The organism is Azospirillum sp. NS33, from assembly GCF_059703765.1.
Map to the genome: position 1 here is coordinate 17,493 of NZ_BAAKJB010000005.1, position 18,773 is coordinate 36,265.

Annotated in this window: 21 protein-coding genes; 8 read left to right on the top strand and 13 right to left on the bottom strand. The window is 73.5% G+C overall.

The window, feature by feature from the left end:
• Window positions 1-2 precede the first annotated feature (2 nt).
• The 11 genes from AC6H2I_RS06475 to AC6H2I_RS06525 form a co-directional block, all read right to left on the bottom strand.
• Window positions 3-1,505: a sigma-54-dependent transcriptional regulator gene (locus AC6H2I_RS06475; protein ID WP_497499767.1), complete on the bottom strand. Its 1,503-nt coding sequence runs from the start codon at window positions 1,503-1,505 to the stop codon at window positions 3-5.
• A gap of 5 nt (window positions 1,506-1,510) precedes the next feature.
• Entirely contained in the window at window positions 1,511-2,353 is an 843-nt protein-coding gene (gene hypB, locus AC6H2I_RS06480; protein ID WP_497499768.1) for a hydrogenase nickel incorporation protein HypB, read from the bottom strand.
• The gene (hypA, locus tag AC6H2I_RS06485; protein ID WP_497499769.1) at window positions 2,353-2,694 is read right to left on the bottom strand and encodes a hydrogenase maturation nickel metallochaperone HypA; all 342 of its coding nucleotides are present in this window, start codon (window positions 2,692-2,694) and stop codon (window positions 2,353-2,355) included. The genes hypB and hypA overlap by 1 nt, the downstream gene beginning before the upstream one ends.
• Window positions 2,687-3,481: a [NiFe]-hydrogenase assembly chaperone HybE gene (gene hybE, locus AC6H2I_RS06490; protein ID WP_497499770.1), complete on the bottom strand. Its 795-nt coding sequence runs from the start codon at window positions 3,479-3,481 to the stop codon at window positions 2,687-2,689. The genes hypA and hybE overlap by 8 nt, the downstream gene beginning before the upstream one ends.
• A gap of 11 nt (window positions 3,482-3,492) precedes the next feature.
• Window positions 3,493-4,356, bottom strand: coding sequence for a hydrogenase expression/formation protein (locus AC6H2I_RS06495; RefSeq protein WP_497499771.1), 864 nt, complete (start codon window positions 4,354-4,356; stop codon window positions 3,493-3,495).
• A gap of 8 nt (window positions 4,357-4,364) precedes the next feature.
• Window positions 4,365-4,781 (bottom strand): thioredoxin domain-containing protein, encoded by a 417-nt coding sequence (locus tag AC6H2I_RS06500; RefSeq protein WP_497499772.1) that lies wholly within the window; start codon window positions 4,779-4,781, stop codon window positions 4,365-4,367.
• Between the two features lie 4 nt (window positions 4,782-4,785).
• On the bottom strand, window positions 4,786-5,091 hold the full coding sequence (gene hypC / locus AC6H2I_RS06505; protein WP_497499773.1) for a HypC/HybG/HupF family hydrogenase formation chaperone: 306 nt from the start codon (window positions 5,089-5,091) through the stop codon (window positions 4,786-4,788).
• Window positions 5,092-5,099: 8 nt separating this feature from the next.
• Window positions 5,100-5,735 (bottom strand): HyaD/HybD family hydrogenase maturation endopeptidase, encoded by a 636-nt coding sequence (locus AC6H2I_RS06510; protein WP_497499774.1) that lies wholly within the window; start codon window positions 5,733-5,735, stop codon window positions 5,100-5,102.
• A gap of 263 nt (window positions 5,736-5,998) precedes the next feature.
• On the bottom strand, window positions 5,999-6,781 hold the full coding sequence (cybH, locus tag AC6H2I_RS06515) for a Ni/Fe-hydrogenase, b-type cytochrome subunit (RefSeq protein WP_497499775.1): 783 nt from the start codon (window positions 6,779-6,781) through the stop codon (window positions 5,999-6,001).
• Between the two features lie 24 nt (window positions 6,782-6,805).
• Window positions 6,806-8,620, bottom strand: a complete 1,815-nt coding sequence (locus AC6H2I_RS06520) for a nickel-dependent hydrogenase large subunit (protein WP_497499776.1) — start codon at window positions 8,618-8,620, stop codon at window positions 6,806-6,808.
• On the bottom strand, window positions 8,620-9,693 hold the full coding sequence (locus AC6H2I_RS06525) for a hydrogenase small subunit (RefSeq protein WP_497499777.1): 1,074 nt from the start codon (window positions 9,691-9,693) through the stop codon (window positions 8,620-8,622). The genes AC6H2I_RS06520 and AC6H2I_RS06525 overlap by 1 nt, the downstream gene beginning before the upstream one ends.
• 385 nt (window positions 9,694-10,078) lie before the next feature.
• Here AC6H2I_RS06525 and AC6H2I_RS06530 point away from each other — a divergent pair, with 385 nt between their 5' ends.
• From AC6H2I_RS06530 to AC6H2I_RS06540, 3 genes are read left to right on the top strand one after another with little or no spacing between them, the layout of a single operon-like run.
• Window positions 10,079-10,336 carry an AbrB/MazE/SpoVT family DNA-binding domain-containing protein gene (locus tag AC6H2I_RS06530; RefSeq protein WP_497499778.1) on the top strand — a complete coding sequence of 86 codons (258 nt, stop codon included), beginning with the start codon at window positions 10,079-10,081 and terminating at the stop codon, window positions 10,334-10,336.
• On the top strand, window positions 10,336-10,668 hold the full coding sequence (locus AC6H2I_RS06535) for a type II toxin-antitoxin system PemK/MazF family toxin (protein WP_497499779.1): 333 nt from the start codon (window positions 10,336-10,338) through the stop codon (window positions 10,666-10,668). Before AC6H2I_RS06530 ends, AC6H2I_RS06535 begins: the two co-directional genes overlap by 1 nt.
• A 54-nt stretch (window positions 10,669-10,722) precedes the next feature.
• A complete protein-coding gene (locus tag AC6H2I_RS06540; protein ID WP_497499780.1) occupies window positions 10,723-10,878 on the top strand; it encodes a hypothetical protein in 156 nt (51 codons plus the stop codon).
• Between the two features lie 9 nt (window positions 10,879-10,887).
• On the opposite strand, the gene AC6H2I_RS06545 is transcribed toward AC6H2I_RS06540, so the two are convergent.
• Complete coding sequence (locus AC6H2I_RS06545) at window positions 10,888-11,481, bottom strand: LysE family translocator (protein ID WP_497499781.1); 594 nt, start codon at window positions 11,479-11,481, stop codon at window positions 10,888-10,890.
• Window positions 11,482-11,648: 167 nt separating this feature from the next.
• On the opposite strand from AC6H2I_RS06545, the gene AC6H2I_RS06550 reads away from it, so the two are divergent.
• The 3 genes from AC6H2I_RS06550 to AC6H2I_RS06560 are packed head-to-tail and all read left to right on the top strand — an operon-like array spanning window position 11,649 to window position 15,542.
• A complete protein-coding gene (locus AC6H2I_RS06550) occupies window positions 11,649-13,034 on the top strand; it encodes a sensor histidine kinase (RefSeq protein WP_497499782.1) in 1,386 nt (461 codons plus the stop codon).
• Complete coding sequence (locus AC6H2I_RS06555) at window positions 13,031-14,068, top strand: NADH-quinone oxidoreductase subunit B family protein (RefSeq protein WP_497499783.1); 1,038 nt, start codon at window positions 13,031-13,033, stop codon at window positions 14,066-14,068. Before AC6H2I_RS06550 ends, AC6H2I_RS06555 begins: the two co-directional genes overlap by 4 nt.
• Window positions 14,069-14,072: 4 nt before the next feature.
• On the top strand, window positions 14,073-15,542 hold the full coding sequence (locus AC6H2I_RS06560; protein ID WP_497499784.1) for a nickel-dependent hydrogenase large subunit: 1,470 nt from the start codon (window positions 14,073-14,075) through the stop codon (window positions 15,540-15,542).
• Between the two features lie 12 nt (window positions 15,543-15,554).
• Here the strand turns inward: AC6H2I_RS06560 and AC6H2I_RS06565 are convergent, their stop codons facing one another.
• Complete coding sequence (locus AC6H2I_RS06565; RefSeq protein ID WP_497499785.1) at window positions 15,555-16,598, bottom strand: SIS domain-containing protein; 1,044 nt, start codon at window positions 16,596-16,598, stop codon at window positions 15,555-15,557.
• Between the two features lie 298 nt (window positions 16,599-16,896).
• Between AC6H2I_RS06565 and AC6H2I_RS06570 the strand changes: the two genes are divergently transcribed.
• Both AC6H2I_RS06570 and nrfD read left to right on the top strand, forming a co-directional pair.
• The gene (locus AC6H2I_RS06570; protein ID WP_497499786.1) at window positions 16,897-17,310 is read left to right on the top strand and encodes a response regulator; all 414 of its coding nucleotides are present in this window, start codon (window positions 16,897-16,899) and stop codon (window positions 17,308-17,310) included.
• A gap of 82 nt (window positions 17,311-17,392) precedes the next feature.
• Entirely contained in the window at window positions 17,393-18,754 is a 1,362-nt protein-coding gene (gene nrfD, locus AC6H2I_RS06575) for an NrfD/PsrC family molybdoenzyme membrane anchor subunit (protein ID WP_497499787.1), read from the top strand.
• Window positions 18,755-18,773: the final 19 nt, after the last annotated feature.

The window sequence follows — 18,773 nt, forward strand, 5'->3', positions numbered from 1 at the left end:
GCTCAGTGGGTCCGCGCCGCGGCCCGTTCGATGCCGTAGCGCTCCAGCTTGGCGCGCAGGCCCATGCGCGACAGGCCCAGCTCCTCGGCGGCCCGGCTCTTGTTCCAGCGGCAGCGCACCAGCGTCTCCATCAGGATGCCCGCCTCGATGCGCTCGATCCGCGCCTTCAGGGGCCCGCCCTCGCCCAGCGCCTCCAGCACCGCCGCCGGCTCGCCCGGGCGCCCGTCGCGCCCGGCCGGGCGGCCGGTGGCGTTCAGCGCCGCGCCGCGCAGCACGCGGTCCGACAGCAGCCCGGCGTCCAGCGTGTCGCCCTCGCACAGCACGATCATGCGCAGGATCTCGTTCTGCAGCTCGCGCACGTTGCCCGGCCAGTCGTAGGACTCCAGGCAGCGCAGGGCGTCGGGCGAGAAGCCCCTGACCGGCTTGCCGTGGGCGCTGCCCAGGCGGCCGAGCAGGTGGCGGGCCAGCACCGGGATGTCCGCCGCCCGCTCGCGCAGGGGCGGCATGGTCAGCACCATGGCGCTGAGACGGTAGTAGAGATCCTCGCGAAAGCGCCCGGCGCGCACCGCCGCCAGCAGGTCGCGGTGGGTCGAGGCGACCACCCGCACGTCCACCGTGCGCGTCTCGTTGCCGCCCACCGGGCGGATCTCGCCCTCCTGCAGGAAGCGCAGCAGCTTGACCTGGAAGGCCGGCGAGATGTCGCCGATCTCGTCCAGCAGGACGGTGCCGCCATCGGCCTGTTCCAGAAGGCCGGTGCGGTGGGTGTACGCGCCGGTGAAGGCGCCCTTGCGATGGCCGAACAGCTCGCTTTCCAGCAACTCGTCGGGGATGGCGCCGCAGTTCTCGGCGAAGAACGGACGGTCGGCGCGCGGGCTGCCGTAGTGGACGCCGCGGGCCAGCAGCTCCTTGCCGGTGCCGGTCTCGCCCAGCACCAGCACCGGCACGTTGAAGGGGGCCACCTGGGCGGCGTTGCGGCAGACCGCGTCCAGCGGGCTGCCGGGCGTGCGCACCATGGCATCGAAATCGTAGTGGGAGCGCACCCGCTCGCGCCGCGCCGCGACCCGGCTCTCGACCACCGGCGGCAGGGTCTTGAGCTCCAGCGACAGGCGCTCGTGCTCGCGCTGCAGCTGGTAGAGCCGCGCCCCGTTGCGCGCCGTCAGCAGCAGGTGGTCGGGATGCCAGGGCTTGGTGATGAACTGGTGGATACCGGCGGTGTTGATGGCGGCGATGATGTCCTCGGGGTCGATGTAGCCGGTGATGACCACGCGGATGACGTCGGGCCAGCGCTCGCGCACCCGGGTCAGGAAGGCCACGCCGCTCATCTCCGGCATCCGCTGGTCCGACAGCACCACCTGCACCGGCTCGCTCTCCAGCACGCGCAGGCCCTCCTCGGCGGACAGCGCGGGGTGGACCTCGAACTCCTCGTCCAGCACGCGGGCGATCACCTCGACCGAGCGCGGCTCGTCGTCGACCACCAGCACCCCGGGCCGGGGCGGTGCGGCCATCGCGCTCACTCCGCCGCGACGGCCAGGGCGGCGGCCCGCCCGGCCGCCAGCCAGTCCAGCCAGCGGTCCATGCCGGTCCCGTCGCGGGTCGACAGGCGCAGCCGCGCCACCCCCGGCTTGACCCGGTCCAGCGCCCGGTCCAGCGCCTCCCAGTCCAGGTCGAGATGGGGGGCGAGGTCGGTCTTGGTGATCAGCACGAGGTCGGCGGTGGTGAAGATGTCCGGGTACTTCAGGGGCTTGTCCTCGCCCTCGGTGACCGACAGCAGGACCACCCGGCGCGCCTCGCCCAGGTCGAAGGCGGCGGGGCAGACGAGGTTGCCGACGTTCTCCACGAACAGCAGCCCGCCGCGCTCCAGCGGCAGGTCGTCCAGGGCGTGGCCGACCATGTGGGCGTCGAGATGGCAGCCCTTGCCGGTGTTGATCTGCACGGCCGGGGTGCCGGTGGCGCGGATGCGCTCGGCGTCGTTGGCGGTCTGCTGGTCGCCCTCGATCACCGCCACGGGACAGCGCCCGCCCAGCGCCCGCAGGGTCGCCACCAGCAGGGTCGTCTTGCCCGACCCGGGGCTGGACAGCAGGTTCAGGGCAAAGGTGCCGGTGCGCCGGAATCGCGTGCGGTTGTCGGCGGCGTACGCGTCGTTGCGGGCGAGGATGGAGCGCTCCACCTCGATCATCCGGGCCGGGGTCAGGCCGGGCGCATGGGCATGCTGATGGGCGTGGCCGTGCTCGTGGTCATGGCCGTGGCCGTGGCCGTGGCCGTGCTCATGATCATGATCATGATCATGGTCCCGGCCGTCCCCGGGGCGGTGAAGGGGGTCCGCAACGCCCGAGCAGCCGCACACCGTGCACATCACTCCACCTCCAGGTCCTTGATGGTCATCCCGGTGCCGCCGCTGGGCATCAGCCGCTCGCCGCCGCAGCGCGGGCAGGGGTCCAGGCGGTCGTGCAGCGTCACCGTCTCCTCGCAGGCGAAGCACCACGCCTCGCCCGGCGTCTCCAGCACCTCCAGCGCCGCCCCCTCGGCGACGCTGCCACGGGTCACCACGTCGAAGCCGAAGCGCAGCGCCTCGACCTCCACCCCGGCGAAGCGGCCGATCGCCAGGCGCACCCGGCGCACCCGGGTGAAGGCGTTGGCTCGCGCGGATTCCTCGATCACCTGCAGCAGGCTCTCGCACAGCGCCATCTCATGCATGGGGCGGCTCCCTTCCCCGCGCCGGCGCCGGACGGCCCGTCAACAGGGTGCGCCGGGACGGCGTCGGTGTCGGCGGCCGCTCCGGGGCGGCGGCCGGGCCATCGTTCAGCGCCGGATCGAACAGGGCGGCCAGCGCCGCCGCCGCCGTCTCCTCGGCCTGGAGCATGGTCGCAAATTCGAACATCGGCGAAAAGAGGGAGCAGGCCTTGTAGGGGCCGGCGTCCGGCCGCACCGCGTGCACGAACTCGTAGAGACCGGACGGGAAGGCGATCCGCTCCTTGGTCCCGCCCACCAGATGCGACCAGTCGTCGCACCCGCCCGGCAGCAGCACCAGGTTGAGGAACCACGGGGTGACCAGCGTCCCCAGCCGGTGCCCGTCCCACTCCCGGAATCCCACCGCCTTCACCGCCAGGGCGTCGTTGACGATGGGCACGCCGCGCATCTGGGCGGTGTGGATCTCGCGGAACGCCGCCTCCAGGCGCTGCTCCGGGGCGGGCGGGGGGGCCGGGAGGGCGGCGGCAAGGGGCGGTCCCGGGGATCGGGGCGGGGGCGCCGGGGCGCCGCCGTCCAGGACCATGAACCGGTCGCGGGCGCCGTCGCACACCGGGCAGCGCCACTCCCCCGGCAGCGCGGCGAAGGGGGTGCCGGGCGGCACCTGCCACGCCTCGCAGCCCAGGACCGGGTCGTAGACGTGCCAGCAGATCGTGCATTCCATGCGCGCCGCCGCGGTGATGCGCGCCGCGTCGCCGAGATAGGAGCCTTCGAAGCGTGCGGCCGGTGGGGTCATGGCGTCGGTCCTCACCGCAGGGCCGCCAGGATCTCGGCGAGGCGCTCGGCGCTGTCGGCGATGTCCTCGGGCGCTGCGCACACCACCGCCGGCACGTCGACCGCCTCCAGCGTGTCGAGGATCGGCGTGTCGACCGAGTTGTAGTAGCGCACCCACCACAGGTTCGCGGTCGCCGTCGCGGTGACCCGGCAGTTGCCGTAGCCGCGCGACAGGATGGTGGTCGCGCCCGCGCCGAGGCGCGCCTCGATGTGGGCGAGGTCCTCGGGCGTGTGCGGCAACAGGCTGAGGTTCACCGTGTGCGGCGCGTCGCCCGGCCGGCACCGGGCGGCGCGGTCCAGCAGTTCGGTGAGGATCGGTCGGGCGTTCATCAGCCCGACCACCTCCGGCGGCGCGGCCGGGGCGGCGGTCGCCACGAAGGCGCGGCTGACCGCGACGCGGGGGAAGGCGCCCACCAGGATGGATTGCCGCACGTCGCCGCCGGTGACGGTGCCGGTGCCGCCGGCGGCACGCACCCGCCACACCCCGGCCAGCCGGGCCTCCTGGATCTCGATGCGGCCACCGCGGCCGTTCACCAGCACCGACACCTCGCCCTCGCCCAGCGTCTCGTCGAGCGCCGCCAGGGTCGCCGCGGCCGCCCCGTCGAGCGGCAGGCGGGCCTCCCGGCCCGGCGTCCAGGCCGACAAGGCCGCCTGCAGGCGGGCCAGCAGGGCGCGCCCCGCGGCATCGACGGCCTCCGGCAGATGCGCCTGGTAGGTGCGCATGCCCGACGGCATGGGCAGGTAGGCGAGGCCGTCCTCGCCGGCGCCGGCCACGTCGGGCTGGCTGCCGGGACCGAAGCCGACGGGGGCGTGGAGCAGACCGGGGATGGTGGGCATGGCGGACCTCACTGGACGATGGCGGCGATGCGGGCGCGGTAGTCGCTCCAGTCGCGCACCCGCGGGATGCTGCCCAGCACCCGCTCGCCGCGCAGGAACACCAGGGCCGGCAGCCCGACCCCGCCGAGCCGCTCCACCAGCGCCCGCTCGGCCGCCGGGCCGGCCACCGCCGGGCGCAGGGGCAGGGCGGCGTCGGCGACCAGTTCCGGCAGGATCACCGCGATGTCGGCGGTCTCCCCGCTGGCCTTGCCATGGCCGGGCAGGAAGACCACCCAGGTCCGCCCGTCGCCGCGCCAGGGCTGGTCGCCGGCACCGTCCAGCAGAGGATAGCCGTGCCCGTTCACCAGGCGGTCCAGGGCCGGCGGCAGAACGGCGACCGGCGGCGGCACGGCGGCCGGGGCGGGGCCGGGAGAAACGTCTGTCATCGGATCAGGCTTCCGTTCGTCCGGCGGCGCGCGCCGCCTCGAGGTGGGGGGGAAGGGCGGGTCCGCGGCCGGCGGGGTCGGGCAGGGGCGGGGCCTCGCCGCGCATGGCGGCGGCGACCGCCTCCAGCGCCTCGGCGATCAGCCGGGCCTCGTCGGCGTCGAGGGCGCGCCGGGCGGCGCCGAGGAACGCCAGCACCCAGTCGCCGGGGCGGCTGTCGGGCAGCAGCGAGAGGTCGATGACCGCGCCGTCCTCGCACCGGCCGACGATGCCGTCGACGCCGGCCAGGCGGCGGGGGATGCCGATGCACATGGCCCGGCTCACCGCGGCACGAGGGCGAGCACGCGGGCGTCGCCGATGCGGCACGCCGCCGCCGCGTCGGGGCGTCCGCCCTCGTAGGCGTCGCGGGCCACGGGGTCGCCGGGGCCGGCGGCGGCCGCGGCGGTCGCGGTGGCGGTGGCGGTGGCGGTGGCGGCCACCGCGAACTCCGCGGCCAGGATGGACAGCACCAGCGCCACCGCCGGGTCGAGCTGGGCGGCCACCGGCGCGGTGAGGCCGCCGCCGTAGTCGTCCAGGGTCTGCGGCTGCACGCCGACCAGCACCAGGCGGCGCGGACCGCGGCCGAGCAGGGCGGCGGTGGCCAGCACCTCCTGGAACCCGGTCTGGTGCAGGCTCATCTTCTTGGCGCCGAGAAACGCCGGCACGTCGGCGTCGCGGAACACGCGCAGCGTGCCCGGCTCCAGCCCGTAGTCGATGGCGTCCAGCACGATCAGGGCGTCGGCCTCCTCCAGGTGGGGCAGCAGGTAGAGCCCCTGGGTGCCGCCGTCGAGCATGGTGACCCGCGGCGGCAGCGCCCAGCCGTCGCGCAGCCGCTCCACCGCGCGCACGCCGAAGCCCTCGTCGGCCCACAGGATGTTGCCGATGCCGAGCACGAGGATGCGGTCATCCGGTTCCATGGGTTGTCCTCCCGGCGTCCATCTTACACGCGCCGTCTTACAAGCGCCGTGCCATCCCACGGGACGGTCGGCAAACCATTGAGCTGATTGACAGTGCCGGCTCTGTTTGTTTGCCGTGCCAGCGAATACGGCAAGCGCATTGCCAGGCGACCTGCCAAATTGGACACAATCTTGCCATGCGGGGCGCGGGGCCGCCCCGCCCCACTCCGCCCGCTCGGGCGGGGTGGGGCGGGGTGGGGCGGGGGCGCCGGCCCGGCGGGCGGCTACCGCGCCGGTTCGCGGGTGCGCGCGGCGTCCTCCAGGATCAGCGGCACGGGGTCGGGCTCCTCCGCCGCGTCGGCCGGGGCCTCGGCGTCCTTGAAGGTGCGCACGCCGCTGATCATGGTGGAGATGATCGACTGCCGGGACATGATGTCCTCGCGCACCGCGGCGTAGACGTGGACCATCACGAACAGCACGATCGCCCACATGCCCAGGTGATGCCAGGTGTGCACGTCCTGGCTCTGGCCGAACAGCGGGATGACCCAGCCGAACAGGCTGTCCTGCCAGCTCCCGGCCCCCGCCCCCTCGCCGTAGAGGGCGAAGCCGGTGACGATCATGAAGGCGCTGCCGATGCCGATGCACCAGAACATGGCGAGCTGGGCCAGCGGGTTGTGGCCGACGTAGAGCTTCGGCTTGCGCTCCAGGAACAGGTACCAGCGGGCCTCCAGCCACACCTCCCGCCACCAGTGGCCGTTCCAGAAGGGGAAGCGGAAGAGCTGGCGGGCGTGGTGGTTGCCCACCAGCGCCCAGTAGAGCCGGCCGAGGAAGCCGACGGCGAACACGTAGCCGGCGGCGAAGTGGACGAAGCGGATGGTGCCCATCAGGTAGTTGGCGCTGGCCTCGCCCGGCACGCTGGGCGGCGGGCTGGCGATGAAGTAGCCGGTGACGGCCAGCACGGTGATGGCGAGCGCGTTGATCCAGTGCCACAGCCGGACCGGCACCTCGTAGACGTAGACGGCCTTGAGGAAGCGCGGCGGACGGTGAGCGTCGGAAGCCGGAGACATGGCGGAGTCCTCCCTGCGGCGGGGTCAGCGCACGGTGACGCGGGCCAGTTCGGCGCCGTCGGGCGCCATCACATGGGTCGAGCAGGCCAGGCACGGGTCGAAGCTGTGCAGGGTGCGCAGGATCTCCACCGGCTCGTCCGGCCGCTCCATGGGGGTGTTCATCAAGGACGCCTCGAAGGCGCCGATGTTGCCCTTGGCGTCGCGCGGGCTGCCGTTCCAGGTGGTCGGCACCACGCACTGGTAGTTCTCGATCCGGCCGTCCTTGATCTTGATCCAGTGGCCCAGGCCGCCGCGCGGCGCCGCCACCGTGCCGACCCCCTTGGCCTCCTTGGGCCAGGTCGCGGGGTCCCATTTCTCGACGTTGGCGGTGGCGGTGTCGCCGGCCTTGATGTTGGCGATCAGCGCGTGGAAGTCGTCCAGCATCATGGTGCAGCAGTACTGGCACTCCAGCGCCCGGGCCAGGGTGCGGCCGATGGTGGAGGGCAGGGCCTGCTTGGCGCTCAGGCTGGTCCCGGCGAGCTGGTTGAAGGCGGCCATCGCCCCGTCGACCTGGTCCTTCACGTAGCCCACCCCCTGGGCGTAGGCCAGGATGTAGCGGGCCAGCGGCCCCACCTCCACCGCGTGGCCGCGCCAGCGCGGCGCCTTGATCCACGAGTATTTGGCGGCCTCGTCGAGCTCCTCGATGCGGGTGCGCGTGCCCTTGGCGTTGGGGCCCAGTTCGAAGCGGGCGTCGGTGACGCCGTCCCAGGGGTGCAGGCCCTTGCTGTCGTCGCCGTAGGTGTACCAGGAGTGGGTGACGAACTCCTGCACCTGCTCCGGGTCGCGCGGGTCGATGGGGTGCACCTCGTCCCAGTTGCCGTTCAGGATGACGCCGCCGGGGAGCTGGCAGGTGGAATGGTCGTAGGGCACCGTCTCGTAGTCGCCGTAGTCCATGACGTTGGTGGCCGCCAGCCCGCCGCCGTAGAGCCAGTCCTTGTAGAGGCTGCCGATCGCCAGCACGTCGGGCAGGTAGACGGTGTCGACGAACTCCGCCGCCTCCTGGATGCGGGCGAGGATGAAGTTCAGCCGCTCCATGTTCAGCGGGGCGCCGGCGGCCTGGTTGCCCTCCATGTTGATGGCGCAGGGCACGCCGCCGACCATGTAGTTGGGGTGCGGGTTCTTGCCGCCGAGGATGGTGTGGATCTTGACGATGTCCTTCTGGAGGTCGAGGGCCTCCAGGTAGTGGGTCACCGCCATCAGGTCGGCTTCCGGCGGCAGCTTGTAGGCGGGGTTGTCCCAGTAGCCGTTCTTGAAGATGCCGAGCTGGCCCGACTCCACGAACTTCTTCAGGCGCATCTGGACGTCGCGGAAATAGCCGGGGCTGGACTTGGCGTGGCGCGGCGACACGCTCTGCTGCAGCGCCGAGGTCGCCTGCGGGTCGGCCTTCAGGGCGTTGACGGGGTTGACCCAGTCCAGGGCGTGCAGGTGGTAGAAATGCACGATGTGGTCGTGCACCTGCAGCGTCTTGGCCATGATCTCGCGGATCAGGTGGGCGTTCTTGGGAATGCGGATGGACAGCGCGTCCTCCACCGCGCGCACCGAGGTCAGGGCGTGGCAGCCCGTGCACACGCCGCAGATGCGCTCCACGAAGGCCCAGGCGTCGCGCGGGTCGCGGCCCTTCAGGATGACCTCCAGGCCGCGCCACATGGTGCCGGTGGACACCGCGTTGCGGATGACGTTGTCGGCGTCGACGTTCACCTCGCAGCGCATGTGGCCTTCGATGCGGGTGACCGGGTCGACGACGATGCGCCGGCCGCCGGTGTCCAGAGTGAACCCGTTGGGGGTTTGCACGACGGCCATCAGACGTCTCCCTTGTGCTGGGCGCGCTTCAGCGCGCTGATCGCGGCGTGCGCGGCGATGGCGCCGCCGACGCCGATGGCCGCGGTGGCGCCGACCGCGTCGGCGTTGGCCTCGATGCCGAACTGATGGATGTCGGACAGGCGGGCGTACCACGACCCCTTGTCCCAGAACCCGTCCTCCGAACAGCCGATGCAGCCATGGCCGGCCTGGATCGGGAAGGAGGTGCCCTCGTTCCAGCGGATGGTCGAGCAGGCGTTGTAGGTGGTCGGCCCCTTGCAGCCGACCTTGTAGAGACAGTGCCCCTTGCGCGCGGCCTCGTCGTCGAAGGCCTCGACGAACTGGCCGGCGTCGAAATGGGGCCGGCGGTAACACTTGTCATGGATGCGCTGGCTGTAGAACATCTTGGGCCGGCCCTGGCGGTCCAGCTCGGGGATGCGCTCGAAGGCCAGCATGTAGGTGATCACGCCGGTCATCACCTCGGCGATGGGCGGGCAGCCCGGCACCTTGATGATCGGCTTGTCGGTGATGACCTCGTGCACCGGGGTGGCCCGGGTGGGGTTGGGCCGCGCCGCCTGGACGCAGCCGAAGGACGCACACGACCCCCACGAGATGATCGCCTTGGCGTCGCGGGCGACGGTGCGGAGCTGGTCGACGAAGGGCCGGCCGCCGACGATGCAGAACATGCCGTCCTCGTTGAGGGGCGGGTTGCCCTCCACCGCAAGGATGTAGTTGCCCTTGTAGGTCTCCATCACCTCTTCGAGGATGGCTTCGGCCTGGTGGCCGGCCGAGGCCATCAAGGTGTCGTCGTAGTCCAGCGAGATCATCGACAGGACCACGTCCTTGACCAGCGGATGCGCCGAGCGGATGAAGGATTCCGAACAGCAGGTGCACTCCAGCCCGTGCAGCCACAGGACGGGCGTGCGCGGCTTGGTCTCCATGGCCTGGACGATGGTCGGCACCAGCTCCGGCCCCAGCCCGAGCGCGGCGGCGGTCAACGAACAGTATTTCAGGAACGAGCGGCGGGTGATCCCCTGCCGCCGCATCACCTCGTAGAAGGTTTCGAGCGTCGCCATCGGCGTGTCCTCTCCCGGTCGGCCGGGGCGGCGCAGCGGCCGACCCCTTGTCCTTGGGGAGGGGTCCAGGGCAAGTTTCGTGCCGTATGACCAATCGTTGTCAAACCCGGGGTTCCGCGCCGTTCTGCCGCAGGCGGACTGGCAAGCGCCTTGGCGCCGGGGCCGGCACCCTGGCAGCGGCCTTGCCGGACGCTCCGTGCTTGGCCCGCTTCAACGCCAAGGCGGACGGGCCGAGAGGCCGTCTGGTACCGTGTTGGCACTGGTGCCATTCGTCGCGGCGGCCCGGCCGGACGATGCTGCTCGTCGCAGCCTCCCGCTCTCGATCTTCCATTGCTGCGGAGCGCTCAAAATGTTATATGAATATATAATATTGTGAGTGCTTGCCATGCACACCACGAACCTGCGCCGCGTCGGCGGGTCGATCATGCTGGCCGTTCCGCCGGCGCTTCTCGATGTTCTGCAACTGGGCGCTGGCGCCAAGGTCGCCCTGAACGTCGACAATGGCCGCCTGGTCGTCGAGCCCCGGCCTCGCCCCCGCTACACGCTGGATGAGCTGCTGGCCCAATGCGATGCCTCGGCCGAAGTCTCCGCCGAAGACCGGGAATGGCTCGACGCGGCGCCATCTGGCAACGAGCTGCTGTGATGGAACGAGGCGACATCTTCCGGGTCTCGCTCGATCCGACGTCCGGGCATGAGCAACGGGGCACCCGCCCAGTCCTGATCGTCTCGCCCGGCGCCTTCAACCGGCTTACCAGGACGCCGGTGGTGCTGCCGATCACCACAGGTGGCAACTTCGCCCGCACAGCCGGCTTCACCGTGTCCCTCGAGGGCGCCGGGACGACGACCACCGGCGCCATCCGCTGCGATCAGCCGCGGGCGCTCGACATCGGCTCGCGGAATGGCGACCGGCTGGAGAGTGTGCCCGAGGCGGTGATGGACGATGTGCTGGCCAAGTTGGCGACGATCCTCGGGTGAGGAACCGTTTTCAAACGACCTCTGGGCACCCCGTCGGTCCCGCTCGAGCAACGTGTGCACGCTGCTGCCCGCTCGGCCCGGCCCGCGCATCACCGCACCGTGGTGGAGCGCCTGGCGGTCTGGCGGGCCGTGGTCACCGGCGACCTGGCGGCGTTCACCCCGGTGGCCGGCCTGCGGTGCCAGGACTGGCTGGCCCCCGCGGCGCCTTAGCCGGCGGCCTCACACCACGAGCGCCACCCCCAACGACGCCAGCAGCAGCACGGCGAAGGCGACGTTGACGGCGCGGTTGGCCACCGGGTCGCGGAACAGCCGGGTCAGCGCCGTGCCGGCCAGCAGCCAGCCCACGTTCACCGCGGTGATCACCGCCGTCAGCACCGCCGTCTTCGCCGCGGCGTCGGCCACCGCGTCGCCCGGCAGCAGCACGAAGCCGGCGAACAGCGAGGCCATGGCGGCCCAGCCCTTGGGGTTGAAGAGGGACAGCACGACCCCGCCGGCGAAGCCCGGCCGCCGCGCCGCGGGGGTGGCGGCGTCCAGCGGCGGCGCCGTGGCGATGCGGTAGGCGAGGTGGAGGAAGTAGGCGGCGGCCACCGCGATCACCAGCGGGGCCAACCCCGGCACCGCCGCCAGCAGGCCGGCGACGCCGCCGGCCGTGAGCCCCATCACCGCGACCATGCCGACGCCGATGCCGCACAGGAAGGGGGTGCCGCCCCGCGCCCCGAAGGCGGCCCCGGCCGCCGCCAGGCTCAGCGTGTTCGGCCCGGGGCTGCCGGTCAGCGCGAGCCCCGCCAGAAGGAATGCCGGCAACTGCTCCACGACGCCCTCCCCGCATGCCGTCCGCCTCGTTCTACCCCGTTCCGGCGGCGCCGTCTGGAACGTCCGTGCGCGGCGCGGCGTCGACCCCCGGCGCGGCCGCGTGCTAGTGTGCCGGTTTCCACCGTCGAGGGAGGCCCCGCGCGGGCATGGGCAGGAAGGAGCGGAGCGTGGGCAGGGCGGCCCCGGCCGGCGAGGCGGCGCAGCCGCTGTCGCAACCCTATTCCATGCCCGGCGTGCTGACCGGCGCCGAGGCCGAGAGCGCCTGGATCGACGTCATCCGCAAGATGGACGAGACCTACGCCAACCTGGTCTCCCAGCAGGTCGAGCTGGAGCGCAAGAACGCCGAGCTGGAGGAGACCCAGGCCTTCGTCGCCAGCGTGCTCGGCTCCATGACCGACGTGCTGATCGCCTGCGACCGCGAGGGGCGGATCGAGCAGAGCAACGCCGCGGCGGAGCGGGCGCTGGGCACCGCCGGGCGCGACCTGGTCGGCCGCCCCTTGCGCGACTTCGTCGACCCGGTCTCCCACCCCGCCTTCGCGGCGCTGTGCGCCGCGGCGCAGCGCCGGGAGGGGGCCACCGACGCCGAGCTGACGCTGCGCGCGCCCACCGGGCCGTTCCCGGTGTCGGTCAACAGCACCGTGCGCTACGACCAGCGCGGCCGGGCCATCGGCGTGGTCCTGGTGGGCCGCCCGATCGGCGAGCTGCGGCGCGCCTACCGCGATCTCGCCACCGCCCACGAGGGGCTGAAGCAGACCCAGCAGCAGCTGGTCCACGCCGAGAAGATGGCCTCGCTCGGCCGCCTCGTCGCCGGGGTGGCCCACGAGCTGAACAACCCCATCTCATTCGTCTACGGCAACGCCCACGCCCTGAGGCGCTACGTCGACCGCCTCACCACCTACCTCGACCGCGTCCACGCCGGGGCGGGGCGGGACGCGCTGGAGGCGCTGCGGGGCGAGCTGCGCATCGACCGCGCCCGCGCCGACCTGCCGGCCACCCTGGACGGCATGCTGGAGGGGACCGAGCGGGTGCGCGACATCGTCGCCGAGCTGCGCCGCTTCTCGTCGGAGCAGAAGCACGCCGCCGAGCGCTTCGACCTCTCCGCCCTGCTGCGCTCGGCCGTCACCTGGGTGGCCAAGGCGCAGATGCCGGGGCTGGCCGTCGCCTTCGCCCTGCCGGAGCGCCTGGAGGTCGCCGGCCACCCCGGCCACCTCCACCAGGTCGCCATGAACCTGGTGCAGAACGCCGTCGACGCCATGCACGAGGCTGACCCCAAGCGCCTGGAACTGGCCGGCGAACGGCGCGGCGGGACGGTGGTGGTCACCATCCGGGACACCGGGCCAGGGCTGGCCCGCGACGTCGCCCCCCGGGTCTTCGACCCCTTCTTCACCACCAAACCCGTGGGCAAGGGCACCGGCCTGGGGCTGTCGATCAGCTATCAGCTGGTGCGCGAACACGGCGGCACGCTGACCGCCGGCAACCATCCCGGCGGCGGCGCGGTCTTCACCTTGACCCTGCCGTCCGCCGAGGCCCCCGGGGAGGGGAAGGAACGATGAGCCTGCGCGCTGACCGGGGCGTGATCGCCCGCCGGCCGCTGTCGGTGCTGTGGCTGCAGTCGGGCGGCTGCGGCGGCTGCACCATGTCGATGCTGTGCGCCCAGTCGCCCGACCTGCTGTCCCTGCTGGAGGGGGCGGGCATCCGGCTGCTCTGGCACCCCAGCCTGTCGCGGGAGACCGGGGCCGAGGCGGTCGCCCTGCTCGAGGCGGTGCGGGACGGCGGCACGCCGCTCGACGTGCTGTGCGTGGAGGGCTCGCTGCTGCGCGGGCCGAACGGCACCGGGCGCTTCCACGTGCTGGCGGGCACCGGGCGTCCGACCATCGACTGGGTGCGCGATCTCGCCGGGCGGGCGCGCCATGTGGTCGCCGTCGGCACCTGCGCCGCCTTCGGCGGGATCACCGCCGCCGGCAGCAACGTCGCCGACGCCTGCGGCCTGCAGTACGAGGGTACGCAGCGCGGCGGCGCGCTGGACGGGTCGTTCCGTGCCGGGGCCGGCCTGCCGGTCATCAACGTGGCGGGCTGTCCGACCCACCCCAACTGGGTGACCGAGACGCTGATGCTGCTGGCCGAGGACGCGCTGGCCGGCGACGGCCTGGACGCCTTCCAGCGGCCGCGCTTCTACGCCGACCACCTGGTCCATCACGGCTGCACCCGCAACGAGTATTACGAGTACAAGGCCAGCGCCGGGACACCGGGCGACCTCGGCTGCCTGATGGAGCACATGGGCTGCCTCGGCACCCAGGCCCACGCCGACTGCAACACCCGGCTGTGGAACGGCGAGGGGTCCTGCACCCGCGGCGGCTACGCGTGCATCAACTGCACCGCCCCCGGCTTCGAGGAGCCGGGCCACCCGTTCGAGCGCACCCCCACCTTCGCCGGAATCCCCGTCGGCCTGCCCACGGACATGCCCAAGGCGTGGTTCGTGGCCCTGGCCTCCCTGGCCAAGGCGGCGACGCCGGAGCGGGTGCGCCGCAACGCCGCCGCCGACCGCATCGTCGTGCCGCCGTCGATCCGCAGCACCAACAAGGGGTGAGCGCGTGGCCGCCAGCGCAGACCCGCCGACCCGCCTGATCGTCGGCCCCTTCAACCGCGTCGAGGGCGACCTGGAGGTGCGGCTGGAGGTGGCGGGAGGGGCCGTCGCCGCCGCCTACGTCAACGCCCCCCTGTTCCGTGGCTTCGAACGCATCCTGGAGGGCCGGGCGCCCGAGGACGCGCTGGTGGTGGCGCCGCGGATCTGCGGCATCTGCTCGGTGTCCCAATCCCACGCCGCCGCCCTCGCCCTGGCCACAGCCCAGGGCGTGGCGATGCCGGACAACGGTCTGCTGGCCACCAACCTGATGACGGCCACCGAGAACGTGGCCGACCACCTCACCCACTTCCACCTGTTCTTCATGCCCGATTTCGCCCGCCCGGACTACGCCGGGCGGCCCTGGTTCGCGACGGCCGAGACGCGCTTCGCCGCCGCCGCGGGCACCGCGGTGCGGGGCGCGCTGGCGGCGCGGGCGGAGCTGTTCCACGCGCTCGGGCTGATGGGCGGCAAGTGGCCGCACACCCTGACCCTGCGCCCGGGCGGCGTGGCCCGCGCGCTGGACGGCCGCGACCGGGTGCGCCTGCTGGCCATCCTCGGCGCCTTCCGGCGGTTCCTGGAATCCTCCCTCTACGGGGCGCCGCTGGAGGCGGTGCTGGACCTCGCCGCGCCCGAGGACCTGGACCGCTGGCGCCGCGGCGGCCCGGCCGGCGACTTCCGCCTGTTCCTGGAGATCGCCGCCGACCTGGAGCTGGCCGGCCTGGGCCGGGCCTACGACCGCTTCCTCAGCCACGGCGCCTACCCGCTGCCCGGCGGCGGCCATTTCTACCCGCGGGGCACCGTGGCGGACGGCACCGCCACCCCGTTCGACCCGGCCGCGGTGGCCGAGCACCACCGCTACAGCCGGATGGCCGGCCAGGACCGCCCGCACCCGCCCTTCGCCGGCTCCACCGAGCCCGACGGCGCGGACACCGAGGGCTACACCTGGTGCAAGGCGCCGCGTCTCGCCGGCCGGCCGTACGAGACCGGGGCGCTGGCCCGCCAGGTGGTGGCCGGCGACCCGCTGGCGGGCGCCCTGGTGGCGGGGAACGGGGCCGGCGTGCTCGCCCGGGTCGTCGCCCGCCTGACGGAGCTCGCCCGCACCACCGTGGCCATGGAGGGCTGGGCCCGCGCCCTCGACCCCTCCGCGGCCTGGTGCGTCCAGGGCGAGACTCCGGCCCGCGCCCGCGCCGTCGGCCTGACCGAAGCGGCGCGGGGCGCGCTCGGCCACTGGCTGGTGGTGGAGCAGGGGCGGATCGCCGGCTATCAGATCATCGCCCCCACCACCTGGAACTTCTCGCCCCGCGACCTGGACGGCGTGCCGGGACCGCTGGAGCGCGCCCTGGTGGGCGCCCCGGTGCGGCCGGGCGACACCACCCCGCTGGCGGTGCAGCACGTGGTCCGGTCCTTCGACCCCTGCATGGTGTGCACCGTGCATTGACGCGGCCGGCCCCTACACGGTGCGCGTCACCTTGCGCAGGTGGGGCGGTCGGTCGGGGTCGAGGCCGCGACGGCGGGCCAGCGCCGCCACGAAGGGATAGAACGCCTGCAGGGCGACCAGCGGGTCCAGCGCCGGGTGCAGCGGGGCGGGCAGGGGCAGGGGCGTGTCGGCCAGCGCCAGGGCCGGCCCCTCGGCGGCCGCCACCAGCAGGTGCGCCCCCGCCGCCTTGAGGCTGCTGGCGGTGTCGAGCACCCCCGCCAGCGCGGCGTCGGCGGTGGCCACCACCAGCACCGGGGCACCCGGCCGCACCAGCGCCATCGGCCCGTGCCGGAGCTCGGCGCTGCTGAAGGGCTCGGCGTGCAGGGCCGCCGTCTCCTTGGCCTTCAACGCCATCTCCGCGGCGACGGGCAGGGCGAGCCCGCGGGCGATCACCAGCAGACCCGGCGCCGCGGCCAGCACCGGCAGGGCGGCGGACCAGTCGGCGTGCAGCGCCCGGACCAGCCGGTCGGGCAGGGCCGGCAGGGCGTCCAGCAGCGCCCCGTCGCCGGCCCAGCGGCCGGCCAGCCGGGCCAGCGACGCCAGGCTGGCGAGCACCGTCTTGGTGGCGGCCACGCTGGTTTCCGGCCCCGCGCCCAGCGCCAGGGGATGCGCCACCCGCTGCGCCAGGGGCGCGCCGGGGACGTTGACCAGGGCGGCGGTGACGGCGCCGCCGTCGCCGGCGGCCTCGACCACCCGCAGCAGGTCGGGGCTCTCCCCGGACTGGGAGACCGCCAGCACCAGGGCGCCCTCGAGCCGCAGCCGGGCTCCATACACCGTGACGGCCGACGGCGCGGCCGGGGCGGTGACCAGGCCCAGGCGGGTTTCGAACAGCACCCGGGCGTAGGCGGCGGCGTGGCCGCTGCTGCCGCGGGCCACGGTCATGGCAAAGGGCGGCGGCGCGGCGCGCAGCCGGTCGGCCAGGGCGTCCAGGGCGGCCGTCCCGGGGGCGTCGAGCAGGCGGCGCACCACGGCGGGCGCGGCCCGCGCCTCCACCAGCATCTGCGATGCCTCGGCCACGGCGGGCACGGCGGGGGGGGGCGGCAGGGGGTCTGTCCCCGGGGGGGCGGGGGGTGCGGGGGCAACGCGGGCGCCCCGGGGGCGGGTTCCGCCCGGTGGCGCCGCCGCGCCACGCTACAGCCCGGTGGCGCCGCCGCGCCACGCTACAGTCCGGTGGCGCCGCCGCGCCACGCTACAGTCCGGTGGCGCCGCCGCGCCACGGCACGCCACGCGACGGCTCCGCTTGCGGTTTGCCGACCGACTCCTCATGTAGGGTTGATCAACGGTTTATGGGCCGTCGGCCGGGGTGGGGTGCGGAATGGGGTCGAGACACGCGCCGCGCGTCCTGGTCGCCGAGGACGAGGTCCTCGCCGCGCTGGCCATCGAGGACGCCTTGTGCCGCGCCGGCTTCGGGGTGGTGCTGGCGGGCGACGGCGAGGCCGCCGACGCCGCGTTCGAGGCGGCCGCCGGCGACACGGCGGGGCGGGCGGTCGACGTGCTGGTGACCGATCTGCGCATGCCGCGCCTGGACGGGCTGGGCCTGATCCGCCGCCTGCGGCGGCGGCGGCCCGACCTGCCGGTGGTGGTGATGACCGGCTACCCCCCGGACGGCGACATCGACGCGCTCTGCGCCACCGGCAGCCCCGGTGCGCCGCCCTCCGTTCGCGTGCTGCTCAAGCCCGTCAATCCCAGCGACATCGTCTCGGCGATCCGGGCGGTGCTGCCGACCTGACGGCCCGGCCGGGAACAATCCGCGGCGGCGGCGTTTACCCCGGGGGTGCCCGCGGCGCCCGCGCCGCCCGAACGGAGCCTCGATGAGCGATCCCGGCCTCCATCCCCACGGCTTCACCGCCCAGGCCTACCAGCCCGCCAAGGGGGCGGGGGCGCTCGCCCACGAGCTGGCCGTGTTCCCGCTGGACTCGCCGTCGCGGCGGCGCTGGTGGTGGCTGCTGGCCGCCAGCCTTCTGCTGACCGCCGCGGGCGCGGTGTCCACGGGTGCCCTGCTGACGCAGGGCATCGGGATCTGGGGCATCAACAACACGGTGGCCTGGGGCATCGCCATCGTCAGCACGATCTGGTGGATCGGCATCGCCCACGCCGCCACCCTGCTGTCGGCGGTGCTGCTGCTGATCGGCAAGGAATGGCGGACCTCGCTGAACCGCTATGGCGAGGCCATGGCCCTCTACGCCGCCCTCTGCGCCGCCGTCTTTCCCATCCTGCACCTCGGCCGCCCCGAGCTTTTCTACTGGATGCTGCCCTACGCCAGCACCACCGGGGTCTGGCCGCAGTTCCGCAGCCCGCTGGAATGGGACGTCTTTTCCTACCTGTTCTACCTCGTCTACGTGTTCGTCTTCGGCTATGTCGGGATGATCCCCGACCTCGCCATCCTGCGGGGACGGGCGCGGAACCGCTGGGCCGCCCTGTTCTACGGCCTCGCGGCGCTGGGCTGGCGCGGCTCGGCGGCGCAGTGGGCGGCGTGGCGGGGGGTCTACCGCAGCCTCGCCGCGCTGGCGATTCCCGCCGTCTTCGTCCACACCGGCGGCGCCTATCTGTTCGCGGCCGCACCGCTGCCGGGCTGGCACAGCACGATCCTGCCGGCCTACGTGATGTTCGGCGCGCTGTTCTCCGGCTTCGCCCTGCTGGCCATCGTCACCGTGGTGCTGCGCGAGGCCTTCGACCTGCACGACTATCTCAGCAGCGTGCACCTCGACTATCTCGGCCGCGCCATCGTGCTGTTCGGCGCGCTCACGCTCTACGCCCACGCGGTCAAGGAGTTCCACGCCTTCTATGGCGCCGGCGCCGGCCTGGACGCCCTGGTGGCCCGCGCCACCGGGCCGGAGGCGGTGCTCTACTGGGGCGCGCTGGCGGTGAGCCTGGCGGCCGTCGTCCTGCTGCTGCGGCCGGCCGTGCGCTGCTCACCGGCGGCGCTGTCGGCGGTCGCCGCCGCGGTCGTCGTCGGCATGTGGGTGGACCGCTACGCGCTCTTGGTGAGCGGCCTGTCCCGCGGCCTGCTGCCGGCGCGCTGGCAGTCCTACACGCCCACGGTGTGGGACTGGACCCTGCTGGCCGGCACGCTGGGCCTGTTCCTCACCCTGTTCCTGGTGTTCGTCCGCGTCCTGCCGCTGATCTCCATCACCGACGTGAAGGAATCCCTGCACGAGGGCCGCGAGGGCTGAGGCGGGCCGGACGCGGCCG